19 protein-coding genes are annotated in these 26,744 nt (G+C 42.7%); 11 read left to right on the forward strand and 8 right to left on the reverse strand.

What is annotated here, in order from left to right:
- Genes C9J03_RS18335 through C9J03_RS18360 form a run of 6 tightly spaced genes read right to left on the reverse strand, consistent with a single transcriptional unit; the run spans position 1 to position 7,900 of the window.
- Positions 1-1,881 carry an XrtA/PEP-CTERM system amidotransferase gene (locus tag C9J03_RS18335; RefSeq protein ID WP_044623621.1) on the reverse strand — a complete coding sequence of 627 codons (1,881 nt, stop codon included), beginning with the start codon at positions 1,879-1,881 and terminating at the stop codon, positions 1-3.
- 46 nt (positions 1,882-1,927) lie between these two features.
- Positions 1,928-3,346 (reverse strand): exosortase A, encoded by a 1,419-nt coding sequence (xrtA, locus tag C9J03_RS18340; RefSeq protein ID WP_162845579.1) that lies wholly within the window; start codon positions 3,344-3,346, stop codon positions 1,928-1,930.
- A gap of 18 nt (positions 3,347-3,364) precedes the next feature.
- On the reverse strand, positions 3,365-4,576 hold the full coding sequence (locus tag C9J03_RS18345) for a TIGR03087 family PEP-CTERM/XrtA system glycosyltransferase (protein WP_044623620.1): 1,212 nt from the start codon (positions 4,574-4,576) through the stop codon (positions 3,365-3,367).
- Positions 4,577-4,579: 3 nt separating this feature from the next.
- Positions 4,580-5,620: a FemAB family XrtA/PEP-CTERM system-associated protein gene (locus C9J03_RS18350; protein WP_197078602.1), complete on the reverse strand. Its 1,041-nt coding sequence runs from the start codon at positions 5,618-5,620 to the stop codon at positions 4,580-4,582.
- A complete protein-coding gene (locus tag C9J03_RS18355) occupies positions 5,565-6,491 on the reverse strand; it encodes an XrtA system polysaccharide deacetylase (RefSeq protein ID WP_082060638.1) in 927 nt (308 codons plus the stop codon). Before C9J03_RS18355 ends, C9J03_RS18350 begins: the two co-directional genes overlap by 56 nt.
- A gap of 2 nt (positions 6,492-6,493) precedes the next feature.
- Complete coding sequence (locus tag C9J03_RS18360) at positions 6,494-7,900, reverse strand: TIGR03013 family XrtA/PEP-CTERM system glycosyltransferase (protein WP_197078601.1); 1,407 nt, start codon at positions 7,898-7,900, stop codon at positions 6,494-6,496.
- Between the two features lie 179 nt (positions 7,901-8,079).
- On the opposite strand from C9J03_RS18360, the gene C9J03_RS18365 reads away from it, so the two are divergent.
- The 10 genes from C9J03_RS18365 (at position 8,080) to C9J03_RS18410 (ending at position 19,255) form a co-directional block, all read left to right on the forward strand.
- Positions 8,080-8,727 (forward strand): XrtA/PEP-CTERM system exopolysaccharide export protein, encoded by a 648-nt coding sequence (locus C9J03_RS18365; protein WP_039460460.1) that lies wholly within the window; start codon positions 8,080-8,082, stop codon positions 8,725-8,727.
- Positions 8,728-8,739: 12 nt separating this feature from the next.
- Positions 8,740-10,284: an XrtA system polysaccharide chain length determinant gene (locus C9J03_RS18370; protein WP_039460462.1), complete on the forward strand. Its 1,545-nt coding sequence runs from the start codon at positions 8,740-8,742 to the stop codon at positions 10,282-10,284.
- Complete coding sequence (locus C9J03_RS18375; RefSeq protein ID WP_052829797.1) at positions 10,281-11,504, forward strand: AAA family ATPase; 1,224 nt, start codon at positions 10,281-10,283, stop codon at positions 11,502-11,504. The genes C9J03_RS18370 and C9J03_RS18375 overlap by 4 nt, the downstream gene beginning before the upstream one ends.
- On the forward strand, positions 11,479-12,930 hold the full coding sequence (locus C9J03_RS18380) for a TIGR03016 family PEP-CTERM system-associated outer membrane protein (RefSeq protein WP_044623618.1): 1,452 nt from the start codon (positions 11,479-11,481) through the stop codon (positions 12,928-12,930). Before C9J03_RS18375 ends, C9J03_RS18380 begins: the two co-directional genes overlap by 26 nt.
- Positions 12,931-12,932: 2 nt before the next feature.
- Positions 12,933-14,258 carry an ExeA family protein gene (locus tag C9J03_RS18385; protein ID WP_052829796.1) on the forward strand — a complete coding sequence of 442 codons (1,326 nt, stop codon included), beginning with the start codon at positions 12,933-12,935 and terminating at the stop codon, positions 14,256-14,258.
- A gap of 158 nt (positions 14,259-14,416) precedes the next feature.
- Positions 14,417-14,833: a VanZ family protein gene (locus C9J03_RS18390; RefSeq protein ID WP_044623617.1), complete on the forward strand. Its 417-nt coding sequence runs from the start codon at positions 14,417-14,419 to the stop codon at positions 14,831-14,833.
- Between the two features lie 161 nt (positions 14,834-14,994).
- The gene (locus tag C9J03_RS18395; RefSeq protein WP_044623616.1) at positions 14,995-15,867 is read left to right on the forward strand and encodes a glycosyltransferase family 2 protein; all 873 of its coding nucleotides are present in this window, start codon (positions 14,995-14,997) and stop codon (positions 15,865-15,867) included.
- Positions 15,868-16,287: 420 nt separating this feature from the next.
- Positions 16,288-17,184 carry a hypothetical protein gene (locus tag C9J03_RS18400; protein WP_044623615.1) on the forward strand — a complete coding sequence of 299 codons (897 nt, stop codon included), beginning with the start codon at positions 16,288-16,290 and terminating at the stop codon, positions 17,182-17,184.
- A 324-nt stretch (positions 17,185-17,508) separates the two neighbouring features.
- On the forward strand, positions 17,509-18,375 hold the full coding sequence (locus C9J03_RS18405) for a hypothetical protein (RefSeq protein WP_044623614.1): 867 nt from the start codon (positions 17,509-17,511) through the stop codon (positions 18,373-18,375).
- Between the two features lie 247 nt (positions 18,376-18,622).
- Entirely contained in the window at positions 18,623-19,255 is a 633-nt protein-coding gene (locus C9J03_RS18410) for a hypothetical protein (protein WP_044623613.1), read from the forward strand.
- Positions 19,256-19,326: 71 nt separating this feature from the next.
- Here the strand turns inward: C9J03_RS18410 and C9J03_RS18415 are convergent, their stop codons facing one another.
- Together C9J03_RS18415 and prsK are read right to left on the reverse strand one after the other, a co-directional pair.
- Positions 19,327-20,664: a sigma-54-dependent Fis family transcriptional regulator gene (locus tag C9J03_RS18415; RefSeq protein ID WP_044623612.1), complete on the reverse strand. Its 1,338-nt coding sequence runs from the start codon at positions 20,662-20,664 to the stop codon at positions 19,327-19,329.
- The gene (gene prsK / locus C9J03_RS18420; protein ID WP_044623611.1) at positions 20,649-22,724 is read right to left on the reverse strand and encodes an XrtA/PEP-CTERM system histidine kinase PrsK; all 2,076 of its coding nucleotides are present in this window, start codon (positions 22,722-22,724) and stop codon (positions 20,649-20,651) included. The genes C9J03_RS18415 and prsK overlap by 16 nt, the downstream gene beginning before the upstream one ends.
- Before the next feature lie 601 nt (positions 22,725-23,325).
- On the opposite strand from prsK, the gene C9J03_RS18425 reads away from it, so the two are divergent.
- The gene (locus C9J03_RS18425; protein WP_044623610.1) at positions 23,326-26,616 is read left to right on the forward strand and encodes a prealbumin-like fold domain-containing protein; all 3,291 of its coding nucleotides are present in this window, start codon (positions 23,326-23,328) and stop codon (positions 26,614-26,616) included.
- Positions 26,617-26,744 lie beyond the last annotated feature (128 nt).

Here is a 26,744-nt window from a genome sequence, read left to right on the forward strand (position 1 = left end):
TTATTGCCTCACCATAAATTGCGAAAACATTAATAGACACCAGAGCGAAGCACCATGATCACGGTAACCGTGCTGATGATCGTGAACCATTTTTTTAAGCCAGTCGACATTGAAAAAACCACTGTCAAACATTGATTCAGACAGAACATGCTTGTGCAGGTTAGGCTGCAAACTGGTTCTGAACCAGTGCGAGATGGGCATACTAAATCCCATTTTCGGACGATAGAGGATGTCATTACTGACGTGGGATTCGAGAGATTTTTTGAACGCGTATTTACCTTCGTTCCGCCTGATATTATCTCTGCTATCAATACAAAACGCCCACTCAACAAATTCATGGTCGAGCAATGGGGCCCTGACTTCGAGTGAGTTTGCCATGCTAGCGCGATCAACTTTGGTGAGAATATCACCTGGTAGCCATGTCTTTATATCAAGGTATTGGATTTGTTTGAGTGGGTCATCAGAGGGAAGGTGACGCGCATGCTGGTGAAGGATCTCGATGCCGTTATAGCCATTGAGCTGATGACGGTATTGCTGGCTGAATAAGTTTTGCCGCTCATCAGTACGTAGTTTAGAGACAGAGTTGGCGTAGCCTTCTACCATATCCATAGCTAGAGATTGAAAGGTGGTTTTTGCCCTAAAATGACGGGGAGCCCAATCAGCTTTGGGGTATAGGTGTCCGAGAGAGCCGAACAACGGCTTACGGATTTTATGGGGGATTGCGCTACGCAACTTTTCTTCGGCCAGATGCATGCGATGGCGGCGGTAACCCCCAAAGATTTCGTCACCACCATCGCCGGAAAGCGCCACTTTGACGCGTTGACTGGCTAATTGGCAAACCCTGAAGGTTGGTAGGGCTGAGCTATCGGCATAAGGCTCATCATAAATATCACAAAGCTGATCAATCAGACTGATATCGTGCGGGCTGACAATCTGTTGTAAATGTTGTGTTTGATAGCGCTCGGCAATCTGGCGGGCATAATCGCTTTCGTCGTAGTCTTGCTCGTCAAAACCGATAGCACATGTATTTACAGGGGTATTTTGAAGCTCAGCCATCAGCGAGACGATAGCACTGGAGTCAACCCCGCCAGAGAGGAATGCCCCGAGCGGGACATCGGCGATTAGCCGGATATCAATGGCTTCTTTGAGTTTATCAATCAATGTCTGCTGGGTTTCTTTCCAGCTCAGGGTTTGTTGCGGCGCTTGTAAATCCCAGTACTGGCGAGGACTCACCCGGCTGCCCGGCTCGAGGGTGAGGTAGGAGCCGGGTTGAAGTTTGAAGATCTGTTTGTAGGCACTGAACGGGTCTGGAATATAACCGTACATGAAAAACTCTTCAGCCATCTCTGGACGGAGTTGTTTGTCAACATCGGGATGGGCCAGCAGTACTTTGAGTTCAGAGGCAAACAAGAACTGCCCCTGATGGGTAACGGTATAAAACAACGGTTTCTTGCCCAGTCGGTCACGGCCAATGAACAGTTTTCGCGTGTTGGTATCCCACAGTGCAAATGCAAACATGCCACGAAAGCGTTGAATGCATTCTTCCCCCCACGCCTCCCAGGCATGGACGATCACTTCGGTATCGCTAAGGGTACGGAACTGGTGTCCTAATGCCGTTAGCTCAGATGCCAGTTCACGGAAGTTATAGATTTCGCCATTGAAGACAACGACAATACTGTTATCTTCATTGAAGAGCGGCTGGTGGCCTCCGGCCAAATCGATGATAGATAATCGACGATGCGCTAATGCAGCATAGTCATCAAAATAATAGCCTTCGTCATCTGGCCCTCGGTGGCTTTGAAGCCGATTGATGCGTTTGATCAACGTTGGCTCAATGACATGAGGCTGATGCAGGTTAAACACACCGGAAATGCCACACATTTTAAACTCCCTGTTTTAGCTACTACCGTATGCTGTGTTTACGGCGTTATGGATTAGCGTTAGTTACTGCGAGCCATTTCCTCGCATGCTGTTCCGCGAGCTTGGCGTCAGGGCTCGCTATGGCGAATACATCAGCATGGCCTCGTTCGCCAATAATCAGTAATCCGGCTTTGACTAGTTTGATGGTGATTGGATCGTTACTACAAAACGTATTAATGCAGTACCAATAGACGATTTGTATCTCTGCGCCGGTCTTACTGATCAATGAAAGGCTGTTTGCCTGTGTTTGGGGGTCAAGCACTAAAGGCGCACTGTGATTAATGGACCAAACATCTTTGTCAAACAGTGCGTTTTCGCTACTGATAAGCTCCCCTTTTGGTTGCCAAAGGGAATAACGCGCCGTGTAGTAATAGGTGTCTGTGACAGGATTCGTCGCCAATAGTGTTTTTGATGCATGCGGGAAGGTGATCCCCCATGTTGTATCCTTGGCTGGGTGGCTGTCATCAATCATGGGAGGAGTGGCAAGAATATCCTCTTCTGATAGCGTGATGTTTTTTCCCCACAAAGCAAATGACAACAGAAGGACAGTGGTTAGCCCAACCGCTTTGGTTGCGGGGACATTAATAACGGGAATTGGCGCGGAACGTTTACCCGGAGTAGGCAAGGGGTCTGCGAAGCGGTTGGCCACCAGAAAGATACAGAAAATAATGATGCTGAAAAATACCCAGCCGTAAATAAGGTGATCGGCACCGGTGGCATGCGCCATATCCGTATAGTACCCGATCATAATAATCCCGGCGGCGCGGATACCATTAGCGATGATCGGAAAGATGAAAGAAAAGCCAATAAAGGCAAGGCGCTTCCACACTTTAGTAAACTGGAAATAGGCAAAGAGGCAACCTAACGCCAGGCTGGAGATAAGAAAGCGAATGCCGGAGCAGGCTTCAGCGACAAAGAAATGACCATTAGGAATTGTAATCGACAAGCCTTCATGAAGAGCTGGAATGTTTGCCAGCTGCAGGAAAAAGATCGCGAGGTTTGCAGTGATTTGTTGCAGCGGGGCTATCAGTTGTTCGCCAAACGGGATGCAAAAAACGAGATAGCAAATTGGGAACCACATGACTTTTGCACGGGGTGTTCCTAACATGGCCCAGAGTATCAGCTGGAAACTGGTGACAGCAGCGACATGCTCAAATAATGCAATGTCGGCGGCATACCCGATTAACCATAACAAATTGGGCAAAGGTAGCAAAAATATGGGCAGCCAGGCGATGCTTTGCGGCTGAGTCATAAATTGATGACGCTGCAGCCAGGCAATCCAAAGGCAGATAGGAATTATCAGGAATCCATGTTCATAGGTTTTTGATGCCCCCCAAATTGAAATCATATCTAAAAAAGCTTGATTATAGACTAGGCCCCAGCCGATGATAGGCAGTAGCATCAACATGATTTTATTCTGTCCCATTGCCGTCCTCGGTTTCATTCAGCATGGCTGATTTAGATAATTGAGTAACGGGCTCAGCTTAGCTTCCCAGCAGAAACGTCGCTCAATCCATTGACGCAGCTCTGATGCATCTACTGGCTTTTGTTCCAATTTGTTGATTAGCCAATCGGCAATTTCAGTGGGATTGTCCGAAACGACAAGATTACTCGATGGGCACTCATCCATACCTTCAATTGTTAATGACGAGACGATAATGGGTTTAGCCATCGCCATCGCTTCTAACATTTTATTCTGGACGCCACGGGCGATTTGCATTGGTGCAATTGCAGCTTTGGCGTGTTTTATGTAAGGACGGACATCCTCGACACGACCGGTGACGATGACACCGGGCTGAGTAGCCAGTGCCTGAACCTCCTGACCAGGGCTGCTCCCAACGAGATAGAGTTTGGCATTATGGTGGGCCTGATAAATTTGGGGCCATACATGCTGGACGAACCATTTAACTGCGTCTGCATTTGCCCAATAATCCATTGCGCCTGTAAACACAATATAGTTCTCCTCGGTGAGGGGATAAGGTTCTCCAAGGTGAATGGGGGCATTTGGCGAAAAAAAGTCGTTATCTAAGCCATTTTCCAATGGCAGGATTTTCCCTTGTATGCCCGGCTCTAGCATGGCTTTAAACGTCTCTGTTTCTGCTTGTGTGACGAAGCAGCTCACGGCGAAAGCTTGCGCAACCGCTTTTTCATAACTGGCCAAGGTTTTGTGCTCACGCTGATAAATCGCTTTCATTATCCCATGGCTTTTTTGCGCGTATTGGCGCCATTTATCCGAGTCGATATCGGCAAAGTGCATAACGGTATGCAACGGGTGGGGGGGAGCCATAACATATTGCGCCATACAGCCAGAATAAATAAAAGCTTTGTTAATACGATATTGTTCGACTGTCTTATTTACCCATTGCTGCATCGACCGACGCCGATAAAAAGGCAGGGTAATCGGATCACCGCTTATTAGGGCGGTTAACCCTTTTATCTTGCTATAAGATCTTGATATTGGGATAAGTGTATAGCTGGCGCAGAAACTAGCTACCTGCTGTTCATACCGTTCGTCGTACTTATCGTCGATAAAGCAGCCGAGGTGGATATCATAATACTGGCTGAGGAACTTCAATATATTGTATGTCGTGATTTTATCGCCCTTGTTAGGCGGGAATGGGATACGATGGCAAAGATACAGTAGTGGCTCTTTCATAAATCACCCTAAATATTTAGATAAAAAAGGCCCAACTTTCTGGCTCAGCCCCAAAGGGAGTTTTTGCCAAAGCTTAATAAAATACTTGTATTTAGGGTTATTGGGTGAAAGGTTGGGCAGGGATTTAGCTTTCACCAGGGCAACACGATAATGTAATGGGACTTCTGTCATGCCCCAATGCTTCTTGTATTTATAGGAGCCTGAGTCGAGTTTGCTGCGTCCAAAATCAAAATGGGTAAAGCCTTTTTGATGGGCAATATGCATAAGTTGAAAATACATAAAGTCGTTACTTTTCAGATCACGAGACTCATATTTACCGCCGCCATAGTAAGGAAGCACTTGATCCTTATAGTAAAAGCTCAGCACGCCAGACACTGGTTGCTGATCTTTATCTTGAATAATCAAGGTTTCGCAGCGATCCCCAAACTTGTCTTTCAGGGCCGTGAACAGTTTGCCTGAAAAAACAGGAGTACCTAAGTTGCGTACACTTTCGGCATATAGATTGAAGCATTCTTGCGGTTTATCGCTGTTATCCCACTGGAGTTGGTTTTTTTGTGAATGGCGTATTACCGCTCGCTGCTTACGTTTGACACCAGTAAGAATCGCATCAGGATCAGCCGGGATTGAACATTCAAAAGATGAATGATGGCAATGAGTTACCCAAGGCCCTTTTGTCTCTATAGGATTCTTATCTCTGAGCTCGACATAGTCAACATTGAGATGGCAGCCTAACTCATAAGCGGCTGCCTCAAGTTTTTCTCGTATTGAAGCGCTGTCCGATAGGGCACCACCATATACACAGAAAGGCGTTGATATTAAAGCATGGCCAAACAGCCAGCTTTTTTGCTCAAATAAAGGGAGAACACCAACTAATTTGGTGTCTTGCTCAGCCAGAAGATAATGATGTTTATGACCAAAAACAGAATTTATAACATCAAGCCAACCAGAAAGGTGAAAGAAGCTACCCTCTGGGTGGTGATCGACATATTTATCCCATAATTGGTGTTCGTTCGGTGTTAATTTCCGTACTGTCAGATTCTGCATTGCTTTCATGCCCGTGTAGTTGATAAACAGTGTTCATCGAATTCCATTTAAAATCTTGCAATAAGCGATTGAGCCGTTGTTCCATTCGGTTGAGGTTTAGATAGTGCCGAAACCGAGACTTTTGTGAAATATTGGTAACCTTGGGCTGGCCGGGATCGATTTCCCAGGGATGAAAGTAGAAACTATAAGGTTGACCAGTCTGCTGCTGGAATGAACGGATAAGGTAGCGACTTAACGTATAGGGGTAAAAGCGGAAATAACCGCCTCCGCCAATTGGAATATTTTTGCCGAACTTAGTCAGTGTTGGGATCGGAATTTCCGTGATACCTTCGGGACGTTGATATTTGAAGCGCGGCCAGTCAGGTACACCATAGTGATCATGTTTAACGGGGTAAGTACTGCTCGAATAGACAAAGCCTAACTGTTGCAGTACTTCGAATGCCCAAGGGTTGGAATGGTCAATGGAAAAACTAGGAGCTCGATAGCCATAAACCGGCTTGCCGGTCAGCGCCTCTAAAATGTTTTTGGACCGTGCAACGTCTATATGAAAGGCATCCTGGCTCTGTGTATTGGCAGGCTGGTGGGCAAAACCATGGCTGGCAATTTCATGGCCTTCCGCAGCAATAGCCCTGATCAACTGTGGGCAGTTCTCTGCCACCCAGCCCAGGACGAAAAAAGTGGCTTTTACGTTATGGTTATCGAGGATCTGTAATATACGTTGTGTGCTGGCCTCAACGCGGAGGGGGTATTTTCCACCCCATTGATCGCGTGTAATCACAGATGAAAGCGCGGCAACATGGAAATAGTCTTCGACATCTATCGTCATGGCATTTGTAATAGCTTTTTGTGGAGAGTTAGACAAATCTGCCATAATCAACGTCCCTTACCAAAAATGACAATCTCAGAAGTCCTGATAAGAATGAGAATGTCTAGCATTAAACTGCGGTGTTTGATGTAATAAAGATCAAATTTTAACTTCTCTCTCGCATCATTGAGGCCATCACCATAGGGGTACTTGAGTTGTGCCCAGCCGGTAAGTCCTGGCTTTACATTATGGCGGTGAGAATAGTAAGGAATCGTATCTTCAAACTGCTTAGTGAATTGCGGCCTTTCTGGTCGTGGACCAACAAAGCACATATTGCCGCTAAATACATTAAATAACTGTGGCAGTTCATCGATACGGTATTTTCTAATTATCCGCCCAACACGGGTAATTCTATTGTCAGACTTTCCAGACATTTGTTCACCATTCTTTTCCGCATCAATGACCATGCTGCGAAATTTGCAAATGGAGAATATTTTCCCTTTAAGTCCAACTCGTTTCTGAGTGTAAAAAACGGGAGCGGTAAGGCCATCCTCCAATTTAATGCAAATTATAGTGATTATTATTAACGGCCAAGTGACCGACAAAATGAGCAAACCGATAATGGTATTGAACAGCCAATTTAAGAAGCTAGTGATCAAATTATCACTGCTTTTGTCATTGTAAAGAATAAACGATGGATAGATGTGATTGACAGCAATTTGCCCAGTTTCACGTTCAATAAAATCAATGACATCGGTAATTTGAATGTCATGCAGTTTGCAGTAGAAAAGACTATCGCTGGGGAGGTTATTGCGACGTTCATCTAAAGCAATTACGACTTCATCTATATTTTGCTCTATGATGTATTTTTCTAAAGGCACGGATAGTTCAATTTGCTTTATATTACCTTCGTCAACGACTTCATCTCCTGGAAATTTTATATAACCAACAATTTCGAAGTTCACACGGTCCGTTGCACGGCGCATGGTACTATTGATTAACTTGGCGCGGTTGCCATGACCAAGTAGTAAGACTCGTCTTTTACCCATCTGCTCATACTTACAGCTTATTGCGATAAAACGCGTCACGATTAGGGCAGACAATGCTGCTATATATAATGTTTCTCTAGTTTGACTGAACAAATACTCTGAAGAAGAGATAAGTGATAGTGAAAAGGAGAAGAAATACGCTAGAAAAAGAGCAACAGATAGTCTGACTACGATGCCGTTGAAGCTTTCTCTTATTTTTTCATTATATAGTCCTACAGCAAGTATGGTTAACTGGGTAGGTATAGTGAAAAATATAAACTGTGTCGATATTACCAGATATTTCACGATGTCTTGATTGTTAGGCGAACTAGATGTGTTATGTATATTGATAAAGTAAAATACGAGACTTAATACCACTAAATCTGCAAAAATTAATGTTGCATTACTTATATTTAGATCGTGAAATTTTGATTTTCTCATAATCATTACAGATCTCATCCACTGCTATGGGTGTAAAATATATGTCAGATTTGTTTAAGATTGTAGCTTAAAAAAATCATGGTGAAAAAAATTGCGGAACAAAAAATTGGTATATAGTTATGTATGTATAAGTTATGTGGTGCCGTGTAATGCATCGATTGGTAAGGTCGGAAGGGATACTGAGTATGAACAAATGTGGATTGGTTAAATCGCGTTTTCTTGTTTGTGTAGCTTTATTATCAGGGAGCTTGATAGGATGTTCATCGAGCAATCTATCATCATTGCCAGCAGCAACAACACATGCATCTTTGACTAAAAACATCAATGATTATAACTACTTAATTGGTCCAGGAGATGACCTGACAGTATTCGTTTGGGGGAATTCTGAAATAACAGGTAGCTATACAGTACGTCCGGATGGAATGATTTCAACATCTTTGGTCGAAGATATTCAGGCATCTGGTCGGACGCCTACTGATTTAGCACGAAGTATAGAAGCGCATTTGGCTGAGTACATACGCGATCCTATAGTGACGGTTATGGTTGCCGACTTTGTTGGGCCATACAGCGAACAGGTACGAATTATTGGTGAAGCATCACAGCCACAAGCAATCAGCTATCGTGAGAATATGACCTTGCTTGATGTGATGGTGGCAGTCGGTGGATTAACGGAATATGCAGACGGTAATGATGCTAGGCTAATTCGAGTAGTAAACAGTCAACAAAAAGAATATTTATTAAAAATTGGTGACTTAGTCAGAGACGGAGATATCCGAGCTAATGTCGATATTTTGCCGGGTGATATCATTATTATTCCGGAGTCTTGGTTCTAACATAGGTGTTTTATGAAGGAGCAACTCGAATTATTGCAGCAGTACCTTCAAGGTATTTGGTTTAAACGTTATTTGGTAATAATGTCGATGTGGATCCTGTGCCTGGTTGGCTGGACCGCAATCACATTATTACCGAACGAATATACGTCTGAAGCTCGCGTATACGCAGATACACGAACAATTCTAAAACCGTTATTAAGAGGTATTGCAATCAATAATGATCCAACTAAAGAGCTACAACTGATGGTAAAGACTTTGCTGAGTCGTAGAAACCTTGAAACGATAGCCAGGTATACTGAGGCTGATCTCAAGGTTGATACGACCAGTGAATATGACGACTTGCTTGACGATCTAAAAACGAATATCACTATTCGTTCAGCAGGTGAGGAAAATTTATTTACTATTAGCTACTTCGGTACTGATCCGAAATATGTCAAGGATGTAGTTCAAGCTGCACTTGATGTATTTGTTGAAAATGCCGTCGGACACAAAAAAGAAGATACTAAAAATGCCAATGAATTCTTGGCCTCGCAGCTTGCAGTTTACGAGGAACGCCTGCTGAAGTCGGAAAGCGAGCTTGCTGAGTTTAAGCGCTTGAACTCTGGTTATGTCAGTGGCTCTGAGCAGAGTTATTCACTGAAGTCAGAAAGTCTTAAGTATGAGATTGAAGAAACGCGCTTACAGCGTAAGGAGGCACTGTCAGCTTTGGCGTCGGCCAGGCGGCAGCTCAAAGATGAGGCAAGATTGAATTATACCCAGCTATCATCGATAAAAACCGAGTTCGATATTCGACTTGAAACGTTACAAGCTAGGTTGGATCAATTGCTGTTTCGTTTTACAGACAAACACCCTGATGTCAAGGAAACTCGGCGGCAAATCGATACCCTTATGGAACAGCGTACATCCTTGATCAGTGGTGGTCGGGTATCACAACCGGATACGCCGATGCTGCAAGAAATGAAAATGAACATTAGCCATATTGAAAACAAGGTGGCTTCATTGACTGCCCGCGAGGCGATATTAGCTGATAAGTTGCAGGAGGTTAACAGCAAGCTTTTGAATTTGCCGAAAATAGAAGCACAATTGACCAGTTTAATGCGAAATTATGAAGTAACGAAAGAGCAATATCACCAGCTACTAGAAAGACGAGAATCTGCGCTGATATCACAAGATGTAGATGCCAAGTCAGATCAAATTTCGTTCAAAATTATTGATCCGCCATTGCTACCTCGACTACCTTCTGGTCCGAATCGACCATTGTTATTGTCAATGGTACTGATTTTATCAGCTGGTGTCGGTGTATCGCTCGCGTTTGCTATTAGCCAAGTATGGCCAGTTGTTTACTCCTCCAATCAGTTAGTGAGGCAAATTGAGATGCCAGTTTACGGAGAAGTAACGACTATCGGGTTATCTGGGTCTAACGATTACATGCGTAGTCAGATTACCAATGTTGTGTTTCACGGCCTATTAATTCTAATTTTATTTATTGTATTTTACATCATTAATAGTCTGTCAGTTATCCAGTTCCTATTACTGAAATTGAAGGAGCTATTATGAGTATTATCGAGAACGCATTCGAGAAAGATGGTACAAACACAACGGGTAAAAAAGTGGGCAAAAAGCCCGTTAACCGACAGCAATCGAGGTCGCATAACGAAAGCTCTTTATCGGATAAGTTAGCTAGTTACCAAGATCGATTAGCTCAAAAGGCAAAAGTGGTTGAAAGAAAGCAAGCACATATTGTTCCAGAGCATCGAGAGCCTTTGAAGGTAGAAAATCCAGATATAACGTTAGAGCAGCCGGAGAAAATTAGTTCAACAGAACAAGCGAATGTTCATGAAACAGCGGTTGATGAAGTAGCAAACCACCCCAATGAAACAGGTAAAACGACTCTTTCGTCTGTTTTCAATCGTGGTGTTTCGCTATTGAAACGATCAAAGCCTCAGCAAGCTGAATCGCTAAAAACGAGTCATGGTAACAAAAGGAATACCCCTAGCTCGCCGCATCATGTACGTGGAGATAAGCACGTATCAGACGGTATGATGTTTATTGACTTAGAATTGTTCAAAAATAAAGGTATGGTTTCTCATGAAGATGACTTAGCGAATCCTGTTATTACCTATGAATATCGTTTAATTAAACAGAAAATTTTGAACAATATACAGCAGTTGTCTCAGGATAAATCACCAAACTCTAACCTGCTGATGGTGACCAGTGTCAATCCTTCTGAAGGGAAGACATTTTGTGCTATTAACATGGCGTTGTCCATTGCGTCGGAAAAAAACCACACTATATTATTAGTAGATGCCAACACCCATAACCCCAGCTTGTGTAAGGAGTTAGGTGTTGAGAATAAAATTGGCATGATAGATTACCTTCTCGGTAATGTTAAAGATATTGGTGATGTTATATATAATACAAATATTCCAAATCTAAAAATCTTACCGGCAGGTTCAGAACATCATCTAAGCAATGAGCTGTTGTCTAGTGTGAAAATGCACAATTTGGCCGAAGAGTTATCTCATAGATACAGTGATAGGGTGATAATTTTTGATTGTCCATCATTGCTCGGTGTGGTTGAAACGGTAACCATTTCACAGTGGATAGGCCAGGCAGTGATTGTTGTTGAACACTCAATAACAAAGTTATCTGACATAGAGCAAGGAATTTCTGAGTTAAATGAAGATTTGAAAATTGGGTTTATTGTTAATAAGACAATAAGCGGAACTTATAGTCGATATGGATATGGCTATGAAAAAAAGATATCAAGTACTTAATTATGTAACTGCTTGCTCAATTATCTGGGCTAACGTTTCTGTTGCAGAAGAAAGTTGGTTTCATCCTTATGTTGAAACCGGTTTATTATATACGGATAACGTGTATCAGTCGGCTGAAGATCCTGAGTCAAGTTTGGTGACTTCTGTTGAAGCAGGCTTGTACAGTAAGCTCATTGGTAAGGACGGATCAGTCGTACTTAATTATGATATCGAGCAATTATTATATAGCCATGACTCAGATGAAAACGATACTTATCAAAGATTACTATTCTTGACGGATAAAAAACTTTCGAACACGGGTCTTAAATTTGATGCCATTGCTACGATATATAACATTGCACAATCTAACGACAACAATGCCAATGCTGATATAGTCTCAAAAAATACCATAGAAAGTAAAAATGCAGAAATTGGTTTGAGCTTTCTTAGCAACCCTAGAGATGAAGTCGCTCTGAATCTTCGTGGTTACGGGGTCATTACCGATAACGAAGATGATATTGGTAATTACAAAGGCTATGGAGCCACCTTGGATTTTTCGAATGGGCTAAATCACAAAGTGTTGTTTTGGGACTCTAACGGATTATATGACCGAAAGAAAAATCGTGAGGACGATACAGAAACAACAAGAAGTTATTTTAAAGGTGCGCTAGGCCTTCAAACAACCTATAAGTTGTCGCCTTTGGTTAGATTAAATTATGAAAATTATGAAGGCGTGAGTTACCTGGATACTGAAGAGACGTTTAGTTGGGGGCCAGGCCTTCGATACTTTATCACTCAAGCTTCATATTTTGAACTAAGCTATAACTTTGCTGAAAAAGGTGATATTTCAGATTATTGGGGAGGTGCTATTAACCTAGAACCTTCACCTAGATTACTGATTAATTTCTCGTATGACAAACGCTATTTCGGTGATGCGTACGATTTTACTCTGATTCATAAGTCAAGAAAAATGGTAAATACAATCACCTACATAGAAGACACGAACAACTTTCAGCGTGAGTTTTACAGTACAGATGAAGACATAGAAGTATTTACCTTAAATCGTCGTCTGGAATGGTTTACGGAACTCGTAGGGAGACGAGAAAATTATGGTTTAAAAATATTCTATCATGATCAGGAGCCACTTAAAAATGATGACACACTTCGGGATGAAACCGGCATAGGTGCCTCTTTGTTGGCAACTTATGCACTTTCTCGACGCTTAGATGTATCAGGTGAACTTTCTTACAGCCAATATAATTTTCGCCGACCAGGAGAGTCAGATCAGGACGATGATTATTTTGATTTAGTTTTATCAAGCAGTTATAGATTTTATCGTAATGTGTTTAGTACGGTTAAATATGAATATAACAGTCGCTCATCAAATATTGATAGCCGTGATTATGATGAGAACCGTATTTCAATAGATGTAAGGATGGAGTGGTAATTATGTACGAATCCTATTTTGGCCTTGATGATAAACCTTTCAAGCTTACTCCTGATCCGCGTTTTTATTATGCAAGCCCGCATCATAAAAAAGCGATGTCGTATTTGCATTATGGGTTTGAGCGAGGCGATGGGTTTGTTGTTGTCACCGGTCCATCAGGTTCAGGCAAGAGTTTAATTGCTAGAAATTTACTAACCACACTGGACAACACGATAGCGGTTGCACAGTTAAGCACGGCTTCTTTGGCTTCATATGATCTGATCAGTTTGGTTGCGCTGTGTTATGAGTTACCTGTAGAAGGTATGCACAAGCCTGAAATACTGAAGCGCCTTGAAAGTTTTTTTCACCATTTGCATCAGCAAGATAAACGCGCACTTGTCATTATTGATGAGGCTCAACATCTAACACCAGAACGCCTGGAAGAACTGCGGATACTTTCAAATTTTCAAGTTGATAATGTTCCATTGGTACAGGTTTTACTGTTTGGTCAGAATGAACTTGAGACGATGATCCGTCTACCGGAAATGGAACAGTTTCGGCAGAGAATTATTGCTTCTTGTCAGCTGAAACCTCTCAATATCAAAGAGGTTAAAGAGTATATCGAATGTCGGCTTACTGCAGCAGGCTGGCAAGGGATGCCAGTTCTAGAGCCTGACATTTACCCCATTATTGAACAGCAAACTTCTGGTTTACCGAGAAAAATTAATTTGCTGATGGAAAGAGTACTGTTGTTTTCGTTTTTGAGTGAAATACAATGCATAAATAAAGGTGTTATAAAAGAAGTGCTCTTGGATATGAGAAGTGAGCTTTCATCACCTCAAGAGATTGACATAGAACCTGAAAATCAATCTGTTGATTATGATGAACTGGATTTCAATGATTCATCAGCCACAATGAGACAAACTCAGTCACATCCACATCATGATTTACAGCGGCGTGATCAACAGATAAGCGCAGCCGATAAGATCACTGACCAAGAGATAGATAGGATATCTGGTTCGATCAACTCGAATTTAGCCAACGGTGAGCGTTCATATAAATCGGATACATCAGAGATGCAGGCAGGTAGGGTGACTAACAGAAGTATTGAACAGGAGTTAGACTCTCTTTCAGCAAAACAAAACGACATACATGCTGATGTTGAAAAGGTGCTAAGAACTCTGGATTTAGTGAGCGATGTTTTGGATAAAGTCATTGTTAGAAAGCTCGCGACGATGCAACATTTTGATAAGATGATTATCAAAAAACGGCGTCAGGCTGCGATGGTTAACAAGCATGAACAGTCAGAAGAAAGCATTTTCGATGACGTTAATGTCAACAAGCCCTAATATGAATTTGTTGACAAATATCATTGACTTCAAGTTAACTATCATTAGGAGGAAGTTCTGATCTAATCAGAATCGTTTAGTGATAAGTTATATCAGTATGGCACAGCATTTTTATTAATGTTGTGCCATACTTTATATTTAATGTTATTTTAAAAGTAATGAATAATTTACCTTCTGTGCTTCAAACAAAACACGTGTTCTTTCGAATACTCTTTGTGTGTTATGTTGTCTTCATTTCCGTGCTCTCTCTGTTAGCAGGAGCAGAAGAAAATAGTGCCTTAGACTTAGATAGTTATGGTGTTATGTTTTTAGACAAAATATTACATTTGTTTGCTTATGCAATTTTTGCAATTCAAGGTTGCTTGCAGTTGAGGGATTTAAAGCGGCTCAGAAGTTTATGTATTGCTATTGCTTTGTATGGCACCCTATTAGAGTTCGTTCAACATGCTTTTATTCCAGACAGGATGGGTTCTATTGATGATGCAGTAGCAAATATTATTGGTGTTATCATAGGCTATAGATTATGCCAGTATCTGCTGGAACGAGCAAACAAACTGGGATATCAAGGTGAATAGTATAGTCACATCGCTTGAACCAATATTGAAGCCGGTTGATTTGTTCATTGTCTAATCGCTGCGTGTTCTTTGTTTTTTATGGCGATTATTCCATTATCGACTATCTTTACAATAGACTAATGTTATCAGGTTTATTTCATTTTAATTAAATGGATTTGGTTATGTCACGAAATATACAGATATGCGTTTTTGCTTATAATTTAGAGAGAACCATCGAAAAGAGCCTGACCAATCTGATCACAAGTTGCGCAGAATACACGCCTGATATCTATGTCATGATTAATGGTTGCCGTGACAACACATACTCTATTGTTTCTAAGCTCGCTAATGACAATCCTCGTATCCATCCAATTGATATCGCTTTAGGTGATAAATCGAATGCATGGAATACCTTTATCTTTCAATATTATGATAAATCATCCCTGGCAATATTTGCTGATGGTGATCTTTTGTTTGAAGCCAATGCGGTAAAGAACCTTATCGATTACCATCAGCGTTACCCCCAGTACAATGCAATCTCAAGCTTCCCCTGTGCTTATGGCAGAAGTAGCCAACAATGGCGATACAATCTTTTGAAAGAACATCAGTTTACAGGAGCGTTATACCTGTTATCCCCCCGGTTTGCGAACCTTCTCATCGAGCAAGGAGTTAAACTGCCTGTAGGGCTAATTGGTGACGACAGCATGTTAGGGTATCTCTCTGCGACCGATATTTGTAGTGGGACTGATTTGCCTAAACAAAGGATCGGCGTGTGTTCAAGTGCTGTCTTCATCTATGAATCTTTGAACCCTTTTAATTGGCAGGATTGTAAACTGTACCTGCGGCGCAGGCTTCGCTATTCACTGCGCTATTTCCAGCAGCTTTCCATTGTTGGTAACCTCAAGCAGCATGGCATACAGGCCATGCCTGTTATGGCTATTGAAGGTACTGTGGCACCATTTTGCAAAATCCGTTGGCTTAGCAGTAATCTTTTTTTTGATCTTATTTCTAAAGTTATGATTGATAGGCAACGCAAGAAAATTATCAAAACATAAAATGTTCTGATAATACAATATTGCACGTTCCTGTAAAATCAACATTTCATATGCGGGTATAACTTCGCACCTTGTTAATCATAACTACCTTGTCCGCATTGTTAAAAAAACCTAACGTTTTGATTGTTAGGTTTTTTTACGTTTTAATTTATCAAGTTGAAAATTAATTCTTGTATTTTGATGATGAATAGTAAGAAGTAGATGCAATTTGCAACTCATTTTGAGATTGATGATTTTTTATTTTCAAAATGCGACAATATTATGTCAAAAAAGCTTACATATTTACTTTTGATTTTTTTATATCTTGTTGTTTGTTATAGATAATATAATTGGCAAACAAATTGCAATAAATAAGTACAACGGATAATTAACTTAAACTTGTACAATCAGAGATAGGGAAGTCCTAATAAGGATAAAGAAATGAAAAGAGCATTCAATACAGCACTACTTTCTTTAGCGGCACTTTCAACGGGGATTGCGCAAGCAGCACCTATTGATTTATCTTTCGATAACCCTTATTTGGTCACTTTAGATACGGTTATTAATTTCAGTCCTGCAGACCCAGCTACGACCAGTGCGGTTATGCGCTTTACCAATGTGGGAACGTCTGGCGGTACGACTATAGATGCAAGGGTCACCGCAACGGCATTTGGTGACTATGTTTTTGATTGGCAAGCACCTGACTATAAAGCTTCTACGTTGACCGAACCCAACGGGGATATTGGCTTTCTATACCGTCGTGATGCCAGTTTACCGGCCGACCAGCAGGCTGAGGGGGGGTTAGTTTACCTGTTCGAATTGTTTGACGGCACTGGGGCTAATTCGAATACTTATACTGACCCATTTGTTGCCGACGAATTGGCAATTATCGTTTACGATGTCGATGGTGAACTCGACAATCCCGGCAATGAACAGAGTGAGGATTTGCGGGTATTCAAAAGTGACGGTCTGTATTCTTATACCACGGGTAATGGTATATCTAGCTTGACAGCAAATGATTTAGGATCTGAAATACTGTTCGAAGGCCCAGGTACTAACTTTCCTGAAGATGATCCCTCCGGTGCGGTTTTGCTGAATTATGTCAATACCAGCAACTTTACTCTTCAGTTTGAGTCGATTACTTTTGCTGATATCTTCTCCTTAGATAATGGTGTATTCAGTGCAATTGACGGTGATCAATGGATTACGTTCGAAGGTCCTGCTGTCGTTGTCAATGAACCTGAGACGCTAGCTTTGTTTTCCGCTTGCTTATTTGGGCTTGCTACAGTGAGACGCCGTACCTCACAAGGTGGTTCAAGCCATGGAGATTCGGCTTAGGTCCGTTTTAGTCACTAGCTTCTGGTAAGTGCTGCATTATATCAAGTTGACTCATTAGGCTTGGTTTTCTACTGAGTCAACTTGGTTCCTCCTAATCGCGATTTGTTCAAATTGCGATGCATTCTGCATTCCTGCTAAATTTCCTTTGCATTTTACCAATCCATGCTGTCAGCAAATTTTACACCTTTTTTTAAGCCGAAATTATAACCTATTGTTTTAAAGTCTAAAAAATAATGGCAGACATGTTGCTATGGGTTAATTGCAACAATATAACCACAATAAATTAAAATAACGATTAGCAGCATATGCAGCAGGAGAATAATAATGAAAAATACATTTAATACTGCGCTACTTTCCTTGGCTTTATTTGCAACAGGTGGAGTACAAGCAGCACCTATCGATCTCTCATTTGATACTCCGTATCTTGTTAATTTAGATACGGTTATACATTTCAGTCCGGCCGATCCTGCAACTAGCAGTAATGTCATGCGCTTTACTAATGTGGGCACTTCCGGGGGATTAACGTTAGATGCAAGAGTCACCGCTACACCATTCGGCGACTATGTCTTTGATTGGCAAGCACCTAACTACAAAGCGTCAACGGTAACCGAACCCAATGGAGATGTGGGTTTCACCTACCGTCGTGATGCCAGTCTCCCAGCAGATCAGCAGGCTGAAGGCGGGCTTGTTTATCTGTTTGAACTGTTTGATGGTACGGGGGCCAAATCAAATACTTATACAGATCCCTTTGTTGCCGATGAGCTGGCGATTATTGTCTACGATGTCGATGGAGAGCTTGACAATATTGGCAACCAGCAAAGTGAAAATTTACGGGTGTTTAAAAGCGATGGTCTTTTCTCTTATAACACCGGTAATAATCCGGCAAGCTTGACGGCAAATGATCTTGGTGCTTCAATTTTGTTTGAAGGCCCTGGTACTAACTTCGACGAAGATGATCCTTCAGGTGCGGTGCTATTAAACTATATCAATACCAGTAATTTTACTCTGCAATTTGAATCGATCACATTTGCTGATATTTTCTTCTTAGATAATCCAGTATTCAGTGCTATCGATGGTAATTTATGGATTGACTTTGAAGGACCAGCTGTCGTGGTTAGCGAGCCTGAAACTCTTGCTCTGTTTTCTGCTTGTTTGCTAGGGTTGGCCTCCTTCCGGCGTAAAGCATCATAATAATAAAATATTGTTGTAATTAAATATAACAATGAATGTTAGTACTATACTTTGCCAAGTTGCTGGAACAGTAATAGTTTTTCAGTAACTTGGTTATTTAGTAACCAAATTCTTACAATTAATATGCTGTGTTAATTAACAATATATTATTCTAATAGTAGACGTTTACTAAGTTTGTTTACAACAGTCAACTGCAAAGTAGTTTCTTTAGTACTCGACCAACATAATTAAAACTAAGGGAAGCGCTATGTATAAAATAATGATATCTATATTAATTTTTTTAGGCTTTCATTGCTCTGATTTAACTGCCAGTGAGATTGAGCCACTTAGTCCGTTTAGTTTGATAGTTTGGGACGGTAGTGAGCATAAATCAAAGAAAAACAATAGGTTGGTTGTTACCAATCTCAATGGTACGAATTCAAGTTACAACCTATCTTCGACAGGTGTGCAGGATTCTGGCGGTGTCATCAGTGGAAGCTTTCACTCAACGGTACAGGCTAATAATGGCTATTACATAGTTCTTGGTGGAAGTATTCATGGTAGTCCGGCAGTAAAAAGTATCGATGGTATAATTCTATCATCTACTCATGAACGATTGCATTCATCATCTTTTTTTGACACTGAGTACATCTCTTCATTTCTATCGGATATAAGAAATATAGCTGATGAACAAACCGTTAATAATAATTCTCCATTTGATATTAAAACTTCATTTGAAGCTATATTAAGTTTAGGGGAGGATAAGCTTAATAATTCATTGGTACATCATTTTATTGATAAGACGAGGAAAACCTTAAATAGACTGCCCGTTCCTCTCGATAGTTTAACCAATCGAGGTAATACTTTTATGCGCACTGCCGAAAACGCACGTGGTCATTGATTATGTTATAATTTTTGGTGGTTATAAGGGTGGTAAGTGTAACCACCCTAGAAATAATCCTGTTAAAGGACTTATTTATTAGCGACGGGTATTCCATGTTTTTCAATTAATGTATAAAGTGTTGGACGAGTGATTCCAAGCAGACCGGCTGCTTTTGATATGTTTCCGTTGCTGATAGCAACGGCTTGTAATATGGCTTTTTTTTCAACCTGTTCACGTGCCGAGCGTAGGCTCAGCGTCTGTAGTGGTCTATCTAGATGCTCATCGGAGGTAAAAGGTAAGTCTTGTCTGGTAATAAGTTTGCCGTGACAGTTTACAATTGCAGACTGGATGGCTGCCGTTAATTCCGATAAATTTCCTGGCCAATGATAATTAAGCATGGATTGAAGCGCGTCATTGGTAAATCCGCTTGCTTTTGATTGATTATTGGTTCTTGCTTTGTGCAACAAAGTCTGGGCATACAGCAGGATATCTTCGCTATGCTCACGCAGCGCTGGAAGATTTATTCTATTGCTACTCAGCCGCACATACAGCTCAGAAAGAAATCGATTGTCATTGACGCTATCTTCCAATGGGTATCGGCTGATGCCTATGACATTGACGTTTAGTTTTAATTCAGTATCGCTTGAACTGTATGTTATTTTTTTTGTCCGCAAAAACTGTAATAGTCGCTTTTGAACCGAAAGAGGAAGTAAGCTGATTTCGTCGATAATGAGGGTGCCACCATCTGATTCTTCCAAGATCCCTTGGTGTGACGCGTCGCTGCCGGTTCCGAACAGAGTTTGTTCAATCGTCTCTTGTTCGAGAGATGGACAATGGAATTCGTGGATGGGTTTGTCGTGGCGTACGCTCTGTTGGTGAATTGTGCGGGCAACAGTTTTTTTTCCTGTACCGCACTCACCGATAATCAGTGCAGGTATATCTGCAAGGGCAGTTTGCTTAATTGCCTGGTTGATATACTGCATTTGCGCGGAGCAGCCAATAAAACCATTACTGTTGTAATTGTTCTCCTGCTGTTTGATATTTTCTAATTCCAGTTTGGCGAGATTGAATGCCCTGTCAATAATGACAGTGAGTATATTGCTATCAATAGGCTTTAGGTAGTAATCATGTGCACCGTCTTCAATGGCTTTGAGGGCGTGTTCTTTGTCATCATTGCCGGTGATGACAATGACTTTAGTATTGGGGTTCAGTGTCAGGATCTCTTTGAGTGTTTTTAATCCTTCAGAGGCATTGGTTTGATCGGGGGGAAGGCCAAGATCCAAGGTGACTACATTTGGCTCAAATCGGCGTAGTGCTGTGATGGCTTCTTGGCGATTTGCGGCAAAAACAAGGTTATAATCGGTTAAATGCCATTTAAGCTGTTTCTGAATTCCGATATCGTCTTCGATGACTAGCAATGTGTCCATGTTTTGCCTCTTGTGATGGATGCCGCCTGGTTAATGGGAAAGGATAAGACGATGCTTGTCCCTTCGCTTATTGCTGACTTGACCTTTATCGACCCCTTCATTTGTTCCACAAGCAGTTTGGCGTCATATGCCCCAAGCCCCATACCGGCATTGCCTTTGGTGCTGTCGAATGGCTTAAATAGCCGATCATTGATGAATGCTTCACTCATGCCATGCCCAGTATCAGAAATAACTATAGTAAAATGTTCTGCCATTAGCTGAAGGGAAATACTGACCTTGCCATTATGTGAGGTAGCATCTTGGGCATTCTGAAGTAGGTGGTTTAATACATTTTTGACCCGCTCTCTATTTGCTTTGAGCGAAATGGATTGGCTGTGGTCGTGCTCAAAATAGGGAATAGGTGATTGAATCGACCGCATGGCACAGGCTTCCTCTATCACTTTTGTGAGATCAAACCATTCGCATTGCTCTGGTTCGATACGTTTATGTTGCAATTGGTTTAGTACGCTTGCTAGACGGCGGGTTGCCGACTCAACGGTGTCAAAGGCATCATCGATGAACTCAGGGTTGTTTTTATGGCGAGGTGCATTTCGATTTAGCAGTTGCAGCTGTGTCAGCACGTTCTTCAGATCATGAACCAAAAAAGACGACATCTTGTTGAATGTATCAAACTGCTTGCTAATGGCGAGTATTTTGTTGGCCTCATAGATAGTGAGATACAGGCTAATCTCGCTGCTGAGGGCTTTCATCAGATCCCGATCTTCCCAGTTAATACTATTGGTTGAACGTGGCTGAGAGAGAAGAAATATTCCCTGAAACCCATCTCGTGACGACAGCGGGATCATTAATGGTAAATGGCATTCGTTTGGGATCTGGGTGCGATTGACAGGGAAGGGCGGGTTTTCTTTACCTGTTACTAATTTATCGAGTTCTGAAATCCAGTTATTCTCAATTAAAGGTGTGGCTAGTGAATCAATCTGTCTGCCGATATTGCTATCTTCAGGATCACAGTTGATATTGGCTACCATGGTAAAGGTGCCCTGCTGCCGGATAGCGAGGACACCGCAATCGCAGCCAAAAGGGCCAATTATTGCCTTCAAGGCACGTTTATAAGGCGATTGCTGATTATCTTTCATAACGGTGTAAAAGGTCATCCACTCTTGGCGGTATTCGTACTTGTTGGCGAAGAAGTGTTTGGTGATAAAGACTTTGAGTTGTTTTCTGAGAGGTTCAGAAAAGAATAAACCCGCTAAGAGCAGTCCGCTGAACGAGAAAAAAAGTGTTTGTGCTACGTTGGCCCAGTCAGAGCCTACAGATTTAATATAATAGCCCGCGATTGACATCATCAGTAGATAGAGTCCTGCAGCTAGTGACAATGTGCTATGAAAGACGATATCCCGGGATATATAGACTCGGCTCTCCCATCTTCGAATACGTCGGGATGCAAGTGCAATGAAAGGGATTGATGCCGTAATTAACCAGCCGCGACCCTGCCAAAAAGTGTTCGCCAATGTGTTGGTGAGGAAAGCGTCGGCATAAAATGCAAAATTATACCCGAAGAGAAGCCCGAGCCCGAGGCAGAGTGGTTTGATGGCCTGGTACAAACTACTTGGATGATGATGGCGATAAAGGCTTTCAACCAGCCATAAACCGATGGTTGCCTGAACGAGATGGAGTAAGAAAAAGATCTTTTGGTTCAACAGGGGATAAAAAAAACGCGAAATTTCAAGCAGAGCCATAAACGCTATAGTGCCAGATAGCCAATACAACCGATTCTGAAAGAAACTTTTTATATATGTGCTATTGACAATCGTGCTAATGACGAGAAGGGTTATTGCAAGGTTGAACAAGGTTTCAGCCAGTAAAGAGGGGAGTATTGAATAGCCATAGGGAACTTTGAAGCCACTGGCCATCGCCCATAGACAACCGTTCAGGCAGGATAAAAGTAAGAGATTTTTGGGGATACTTTTTTGGTTGTAGGTGGGTAACAATAGGACGAACAAAAAAGCAAAACCACCAGCGCCGATAAAATAGCCAATGGAACCGAGCTGTTCTAGCATATTGCCCTCTATATAATTGATATCTTAATCATATAGAGCATAGTTGAATCTTAAAGATAATGACTAAAGTTGATTGATATAGCAGGCAAATTCACTGGGTGTTTATCTCTGAGGGTTCATGTTCTGACCAATTTTTATCGTTGTGAATGCATGTCGACTCAAAGGCAAAGTGATCTTGCAATAAGCTAGGCGTGTTGAAAAAAACAAAACTGGACAGGATCAGAATAATGAGCAGGTTCAGCATAAAAATCAAACATAACTTAGCCATTGGTTGCCCTTTTATATTATTTAAATTCTCTCCCTAACGGTAATAATGTCCATGTAAGGTAAAAGTCTAGTCATGACATAAGTAAGTTGATGCCTTAATGCTAAGACGGTGAAATGGGCATTGTGATGAATACCCCACTATTTGTTCGTGCCCATACTAAGCGCTGTTCTTTAGCCTCAGAGTTAATACCCCGGCTCAGAATGTGTACTGTCGCATTTATTGTCTCTCATCCCAAAATTACCTAACTAACTTTGAATTAATAATCGTTAAAGGGCTCAGTCGCTCTTTTCTGTTTACAACGGAATCACGACAACAAAAAAGGTTAGGTGTTGTATGACGTTTAGTTTATTCAATCGGATAAAGCAGCATGCTTTATGGGGAATCATATTATTAGCGGGGGGGGCTGTGCTACCCGTGCAGGCCTTCGACCCTGCTCCTAGTACTGTACAGTTTACCTTTGAAGGTTGTCGGAATGACGGTGATCCGACATTGCTCGCTGACAGAAATAGCCTACCTAACGATGATGGCAATTATACCTGTCAGGATCCGAATACCTTAGGAGGGGCTGATACTCCTTATACCTCAGGTAATTTGGGAAAAGGCTGGGATGAACTGGATCTGGTTCCTTTTCGCTTGATAGCAGAAAACGGCGATAGCGCTGGAGTCGTAACATATGACATTAGGGTTGCGGCTGATAACCAAGATAATGGCAATGCTGGCTACGATCAGATTGTTGATGTCCAGATCATCGGAGGTGGCCTCGACAATGACTTTTCCGATGCAAGCTGTACTTTGGTGAGCGTTGGCGCGCCTGTTGTGACAACTCAGGTGACCGGCGGTGCCGATGATGTTGTCTATCGCGAGCTGAGAATATCTCAGGGCCCAAATACCACCTGTGTCATTGACTGGGCAAACCGGCTGGCAATCGGGGCCAGTCAATATCCGGGCTCTTCTTTGCAGGCTTATGTTTTTGAGCAGGAAGGCTTCCAGCAAGGAAGAAGGACGATCACTATTGATGTCGACGAAAACCAAGCTTTTGGGGTTCGTAAGGACATGGCGGCAACCGTAGGCGACGGTATTGTTTGGAATATGACTAAGCAGGCGACGCCAACTACGCTGAACCTTGGCAATACCTGCGACACTACTCAGGATAACAGCGCTGAAGCCACCATTCGTGTTGAGTGGAGTGTGATACCGACATCGGGGGATGCAGTTCGTGTGGTGACTAACATTTATGTCGCCAACAATCTTTCAAGAGAGGTGGTGGTAGATATTACCGATGAGATCTTTGGTGATATTGGCGCGGGTGAAGAATCACTAGATGTTGCTACCTTCAATGGGGTGTCTGTCCCAGCCAATTCTGAAGTGTTCGTTACCCACACGTTTGAAGCGCCGTTGGGTGTATCTGGTTTGAATGATGTCGCGACAGCGACCTTCAAAGATCCCGCGTTACCGGGTGTCCCTGCCTTTCCTGGCCAGCCGTTAACCACACAATTTGACCTGGTCCAGGATGGTGCTGGTATCCAGCAGGTGAGTGGGGAGCTGACGACTGCAACAGTATCAGATACCGAGCGGTTGACTGGTACGGGGCTGAGCTATTTTGTCTCTCAAGTAACGGGAGCGACTGGTACTTTTTCAGGGAGTTATCAATTAAATACGCCACTGACACCGGCTGATCCCGATCTGGTGTGGACATCAGCGACGCAGCAACCGGGTGAGTGTACCGATCCAAACGGTTGTGCTGTTGGTTTTGTTGAATTTACCAAAACGATTTCGGCTGCGGCGGTTACCAGCACAACCGGCACTCTGGCGGACTGGGCGCTGCTAACAGCCTCGGATGGTACCATGGTTGAGAGTGGGACTGAGCAGTCACCGGTGCAAGTCACTGTGACCAGCTCGATTTTAGTCGACCTCGATGTTCGATTGACGGTGCCTGCCCTAGTTGCACCAAATACCTTGCAGTGTACAGTGGAAGTGAAAAACTCATCGAATGAGCTGATCGAGACGCTAACCTATGACTTCAACAGCCCAAACAATGATATTACACAGACCATTGATGATATCGCTCCGGACGTCTATACCGCAGAGGTAACCAGTTGCGGCACCTTGGTTGGCGAAACGGTCAAAATGGTTGATTTGACGCTCCCGGCTGAACCAACGCTGGACGATTGCTCAGGTCAGCTGGCATTTGTATTGGTTGAACCAGAGCCGCCGGCACCGGTGCTCGCCGCTGTTGATAAGATCACTATGCCAGCTGGCGAGGAAAATGGCTGGACGATGACGCTGAGGGGCCCGAATACCGGAGCGAATGGTATTGTGCTGGTTACCAGTGATTCGACACCTGGCGCCTATGAGGTTTTCCAGGGACAGGGCGGTGATTTTGAACTTGTCGCTGGGGACTATACGGTTACCGAGACGGCCCGCGAAGGCTGGGTGCAAACTGCAAGTTCCGGTTGTGAGTTCACGGTGACACTGCCTGAGGATGAGGGAACGACCAAGCAGTGCTCGTTTACCAATAAGAAGCTTGGGACTATTATCATTCACAAGCTAACCAAGCCGAAATACGGCACCGGTTTTAGCTTCTCGCAAAATATCGAGGGCAGTGATGACTTCATGCTCGACCATGGTCAGAGCAAAGTGTTTGAAGGTGTGATCCCTGGGAATTATCGAGTCACAGAAATTGACCCGGCGCCTGACTTTATGCTGGTTGATTTGGTTTGTACCGAGTCTGAAATGGCAAATACCCAAACCAATACCTTGAGTCGGCAGGTTGATATCGTTCTGGATCCTGGTGAGACCGTCGAGTGTACTTACACCAACCGCGAGAATGGTATGGTGAAAGTGAAGAAATTGACTAACGGTTATCCAACGGACGACGAGTGGAAGTTTACTTTGTCTGGCCCGGGCGTGAATACCTATATCGTTACACCGCCAAATATGTTTGACTTTGATGGAATTAAGCTGACACCTTACGAGAAGTACACCTTATGTGAAGTGGACATTCCCTACGGATGGCAGTCATTCTGGATGGTAGATATCAACGGCGATTATTATGTTGATGAAAAGCTGAGATTTGAAAACAGCAGCAATGACGCACCGATTGATTACTACCTCAAAGTCAGCAAGTTGTTCAACCCTGATTATGGAAATATGCAATCTATCTACGAGGATATGTCACTGTGTGTCAACTTTATGGTGAAACCAGGGCAAACCTTGTTCTTCCAGGTGGATAATAGGCAGGTTAAGAAAACAGAGCCGGTGGCTTGTTACGATAAGCCTATCTATGGTGGTTACCTGACCAGCGAGGACTTAGAGACGCATACCTATATGCTCGGTGGGTACCACGTAGATACTTGCGAAGAAGCCACGGAGGTACTGGATAAATATGCTTCATTTGGCAGTGCTGATTATTTGGCCGCTAAGTTGTTCAGCGCCAAACTGCATGAGCAATATGGGCTAACGAGCTGCCAACAGGCACAGACAGCCATGCAGAAGAGCCATTCTATGCTCGAGCAGTCTGGATACAGCAGCTATGGTTATCAACCAAGCCGTTGGAGTAGTTGGGATGCCAATAATCTGGTGCGGGAGCTCGATACCTATATGTCAGGTTATATGTGCCGATAACAGTTAGCATTGAGTGCTGAGCAATGGCCGAAGTGACAAATTCACTTTGGCCATTTTTTTGTGGCAGAGCAGCCCCTGTCAAAGGTATGACGGGGGCTGCTCTTGTTCCAGACTGAGTATGCACCCTA

It is taken from the genome of Photobacterium gaetbulicola, assembly GCF_003025515.1.
In the GTDB taxonomy this organism is placed as follows: domain Bacteria; phylum Pseudomonadota; class Gammaproteobacteria; order Enterobacterales; family Vibrionaceae; genus Photobacterium; species Photobacterium gaetbulicola.

Coding starts and splice junctions, on each gene's coding strand:
- C9J03_RS18335 (WP_044623621.1), bottom strand. CDS start 1,881: ATGTGTGGCATTTCCGGTGTGTTTAACCTGCATCAGCCTCATGTCATT.
- xrtA (WP_162845579.1), bottom strand. CDS start 3,346: ATGGGACAGAATAAAATCATGTTGATGCTACTGCCTATCATCGGCTGG.
- C9J03_RS18345 (WP_044623620.1), bottom strand. CDS start 4,576: ATGAAAGAGCCACTACTGTATCTTTGCCATCGTATCCCATTCCCGCCT.
- C9J03_RS18350 (WP_197078602.1), bottom strand. CDS start 5,620: ATGCAGAATCTGACAGTACGGAAATTAACACCGAACGAACACCAATTA.
- C9J03_RS18355 (WP_082060638.1), bottom strand. CDS start 6,491: ATGGCAGATTTGTCTAACTCTCCACAAAAAGCTATTACAAATGCCATG.
- C9J03_RS18360 (WP_197078601.1), bottom strand. CDS start 7,900: ATGATTATGAGAAAATCAAAATTTCACGATCTAAATATAAGTAATGCA.
- C9J03_RS18365 (WP_039460460.1), top strand. CDS start 8,080: ATGAACAAATGTGGATTGGTTAAATCGCGTTTTCTTGTTTGTGTAGCT.
- C9J03_RS18370 (WP_039460462.1), top strand. CDS start 8,740: ATGAAGGAGCAACTCGAATTATTGCAGCAGTACCTTCAAGGTATTTGG.
- C9J03_RS18375 (WP_052829797.1), top strand. CDS start 10,281: ATGAGTATTATCGAGAACGCATTCGAGAAAGATGGTACAAACACAACG.
- C9J03_RS18380 (WP_044623618.1), top strand. CDS start 11,479: ATGAAAAAAAGATATCAAGTACTTAATTATGTAACTGCTTGCTCAATT.
- C9J03_RS18385 (WP_052829796.1), top strand. CDS start 12,933: ATGTACGAATCCTATTTTGGCCTTGATGATAAACCTTTCAAGCTTACT.
- C9J03_RS18390 (WP_044623617.1), top strand. CDS start 14,417: ATGAATAATTTACCTTCTGTGCTTCAAACAAAACACGTGTTCTTTCGA.
- C9J03_RS18395 (WP_044623616.1), top strand. CDS start 14,995: ATGTCACGAAATATACAGATATGCGTTTTTGCTTATAATTTAGAGAGA.
- C9J03_RS18400 (WP_044623615.1), top strand. CDS start 16,288: ATGAAAAGAGCATTCAATACAGCACTACTTTCTTTAGCGGCACTTTCA.
- C9J03_RS18405 (WP_044623614.1), top strand. CDS start 17,509: ATGAAAAATACATTTAATACTGCGCTACTTTCCTTGGCTTTATTTGCA.
- C9J03_RS18410 (WP_044623613.1), top strand. CDS start 18,623: ATGTATAAAATAATGATATCTATATTAATTTTTTTAGGCTTTCATTGC.
- C9J03_RS18415 (WP_044623612.1), bottom strand. CDS start 20,664: ATGGACACATTGCTAGTCATCGAAGACGATATCGGAATTCAGAAACAG.
- prsK (WP_044623611.1), bottom strand. CDS start 22,724: ATGCTAGAACAGCTCGGTTCCATTGGCTATTTTATCGGCGCTGGTGGT.
- C9J03_RS18425 (WP_044623610.1), top strand. CDS start 23,326: ATGACGTTTAGTTTATTCAATCGGATAAAGCAGCATGCTTTATGGGGA.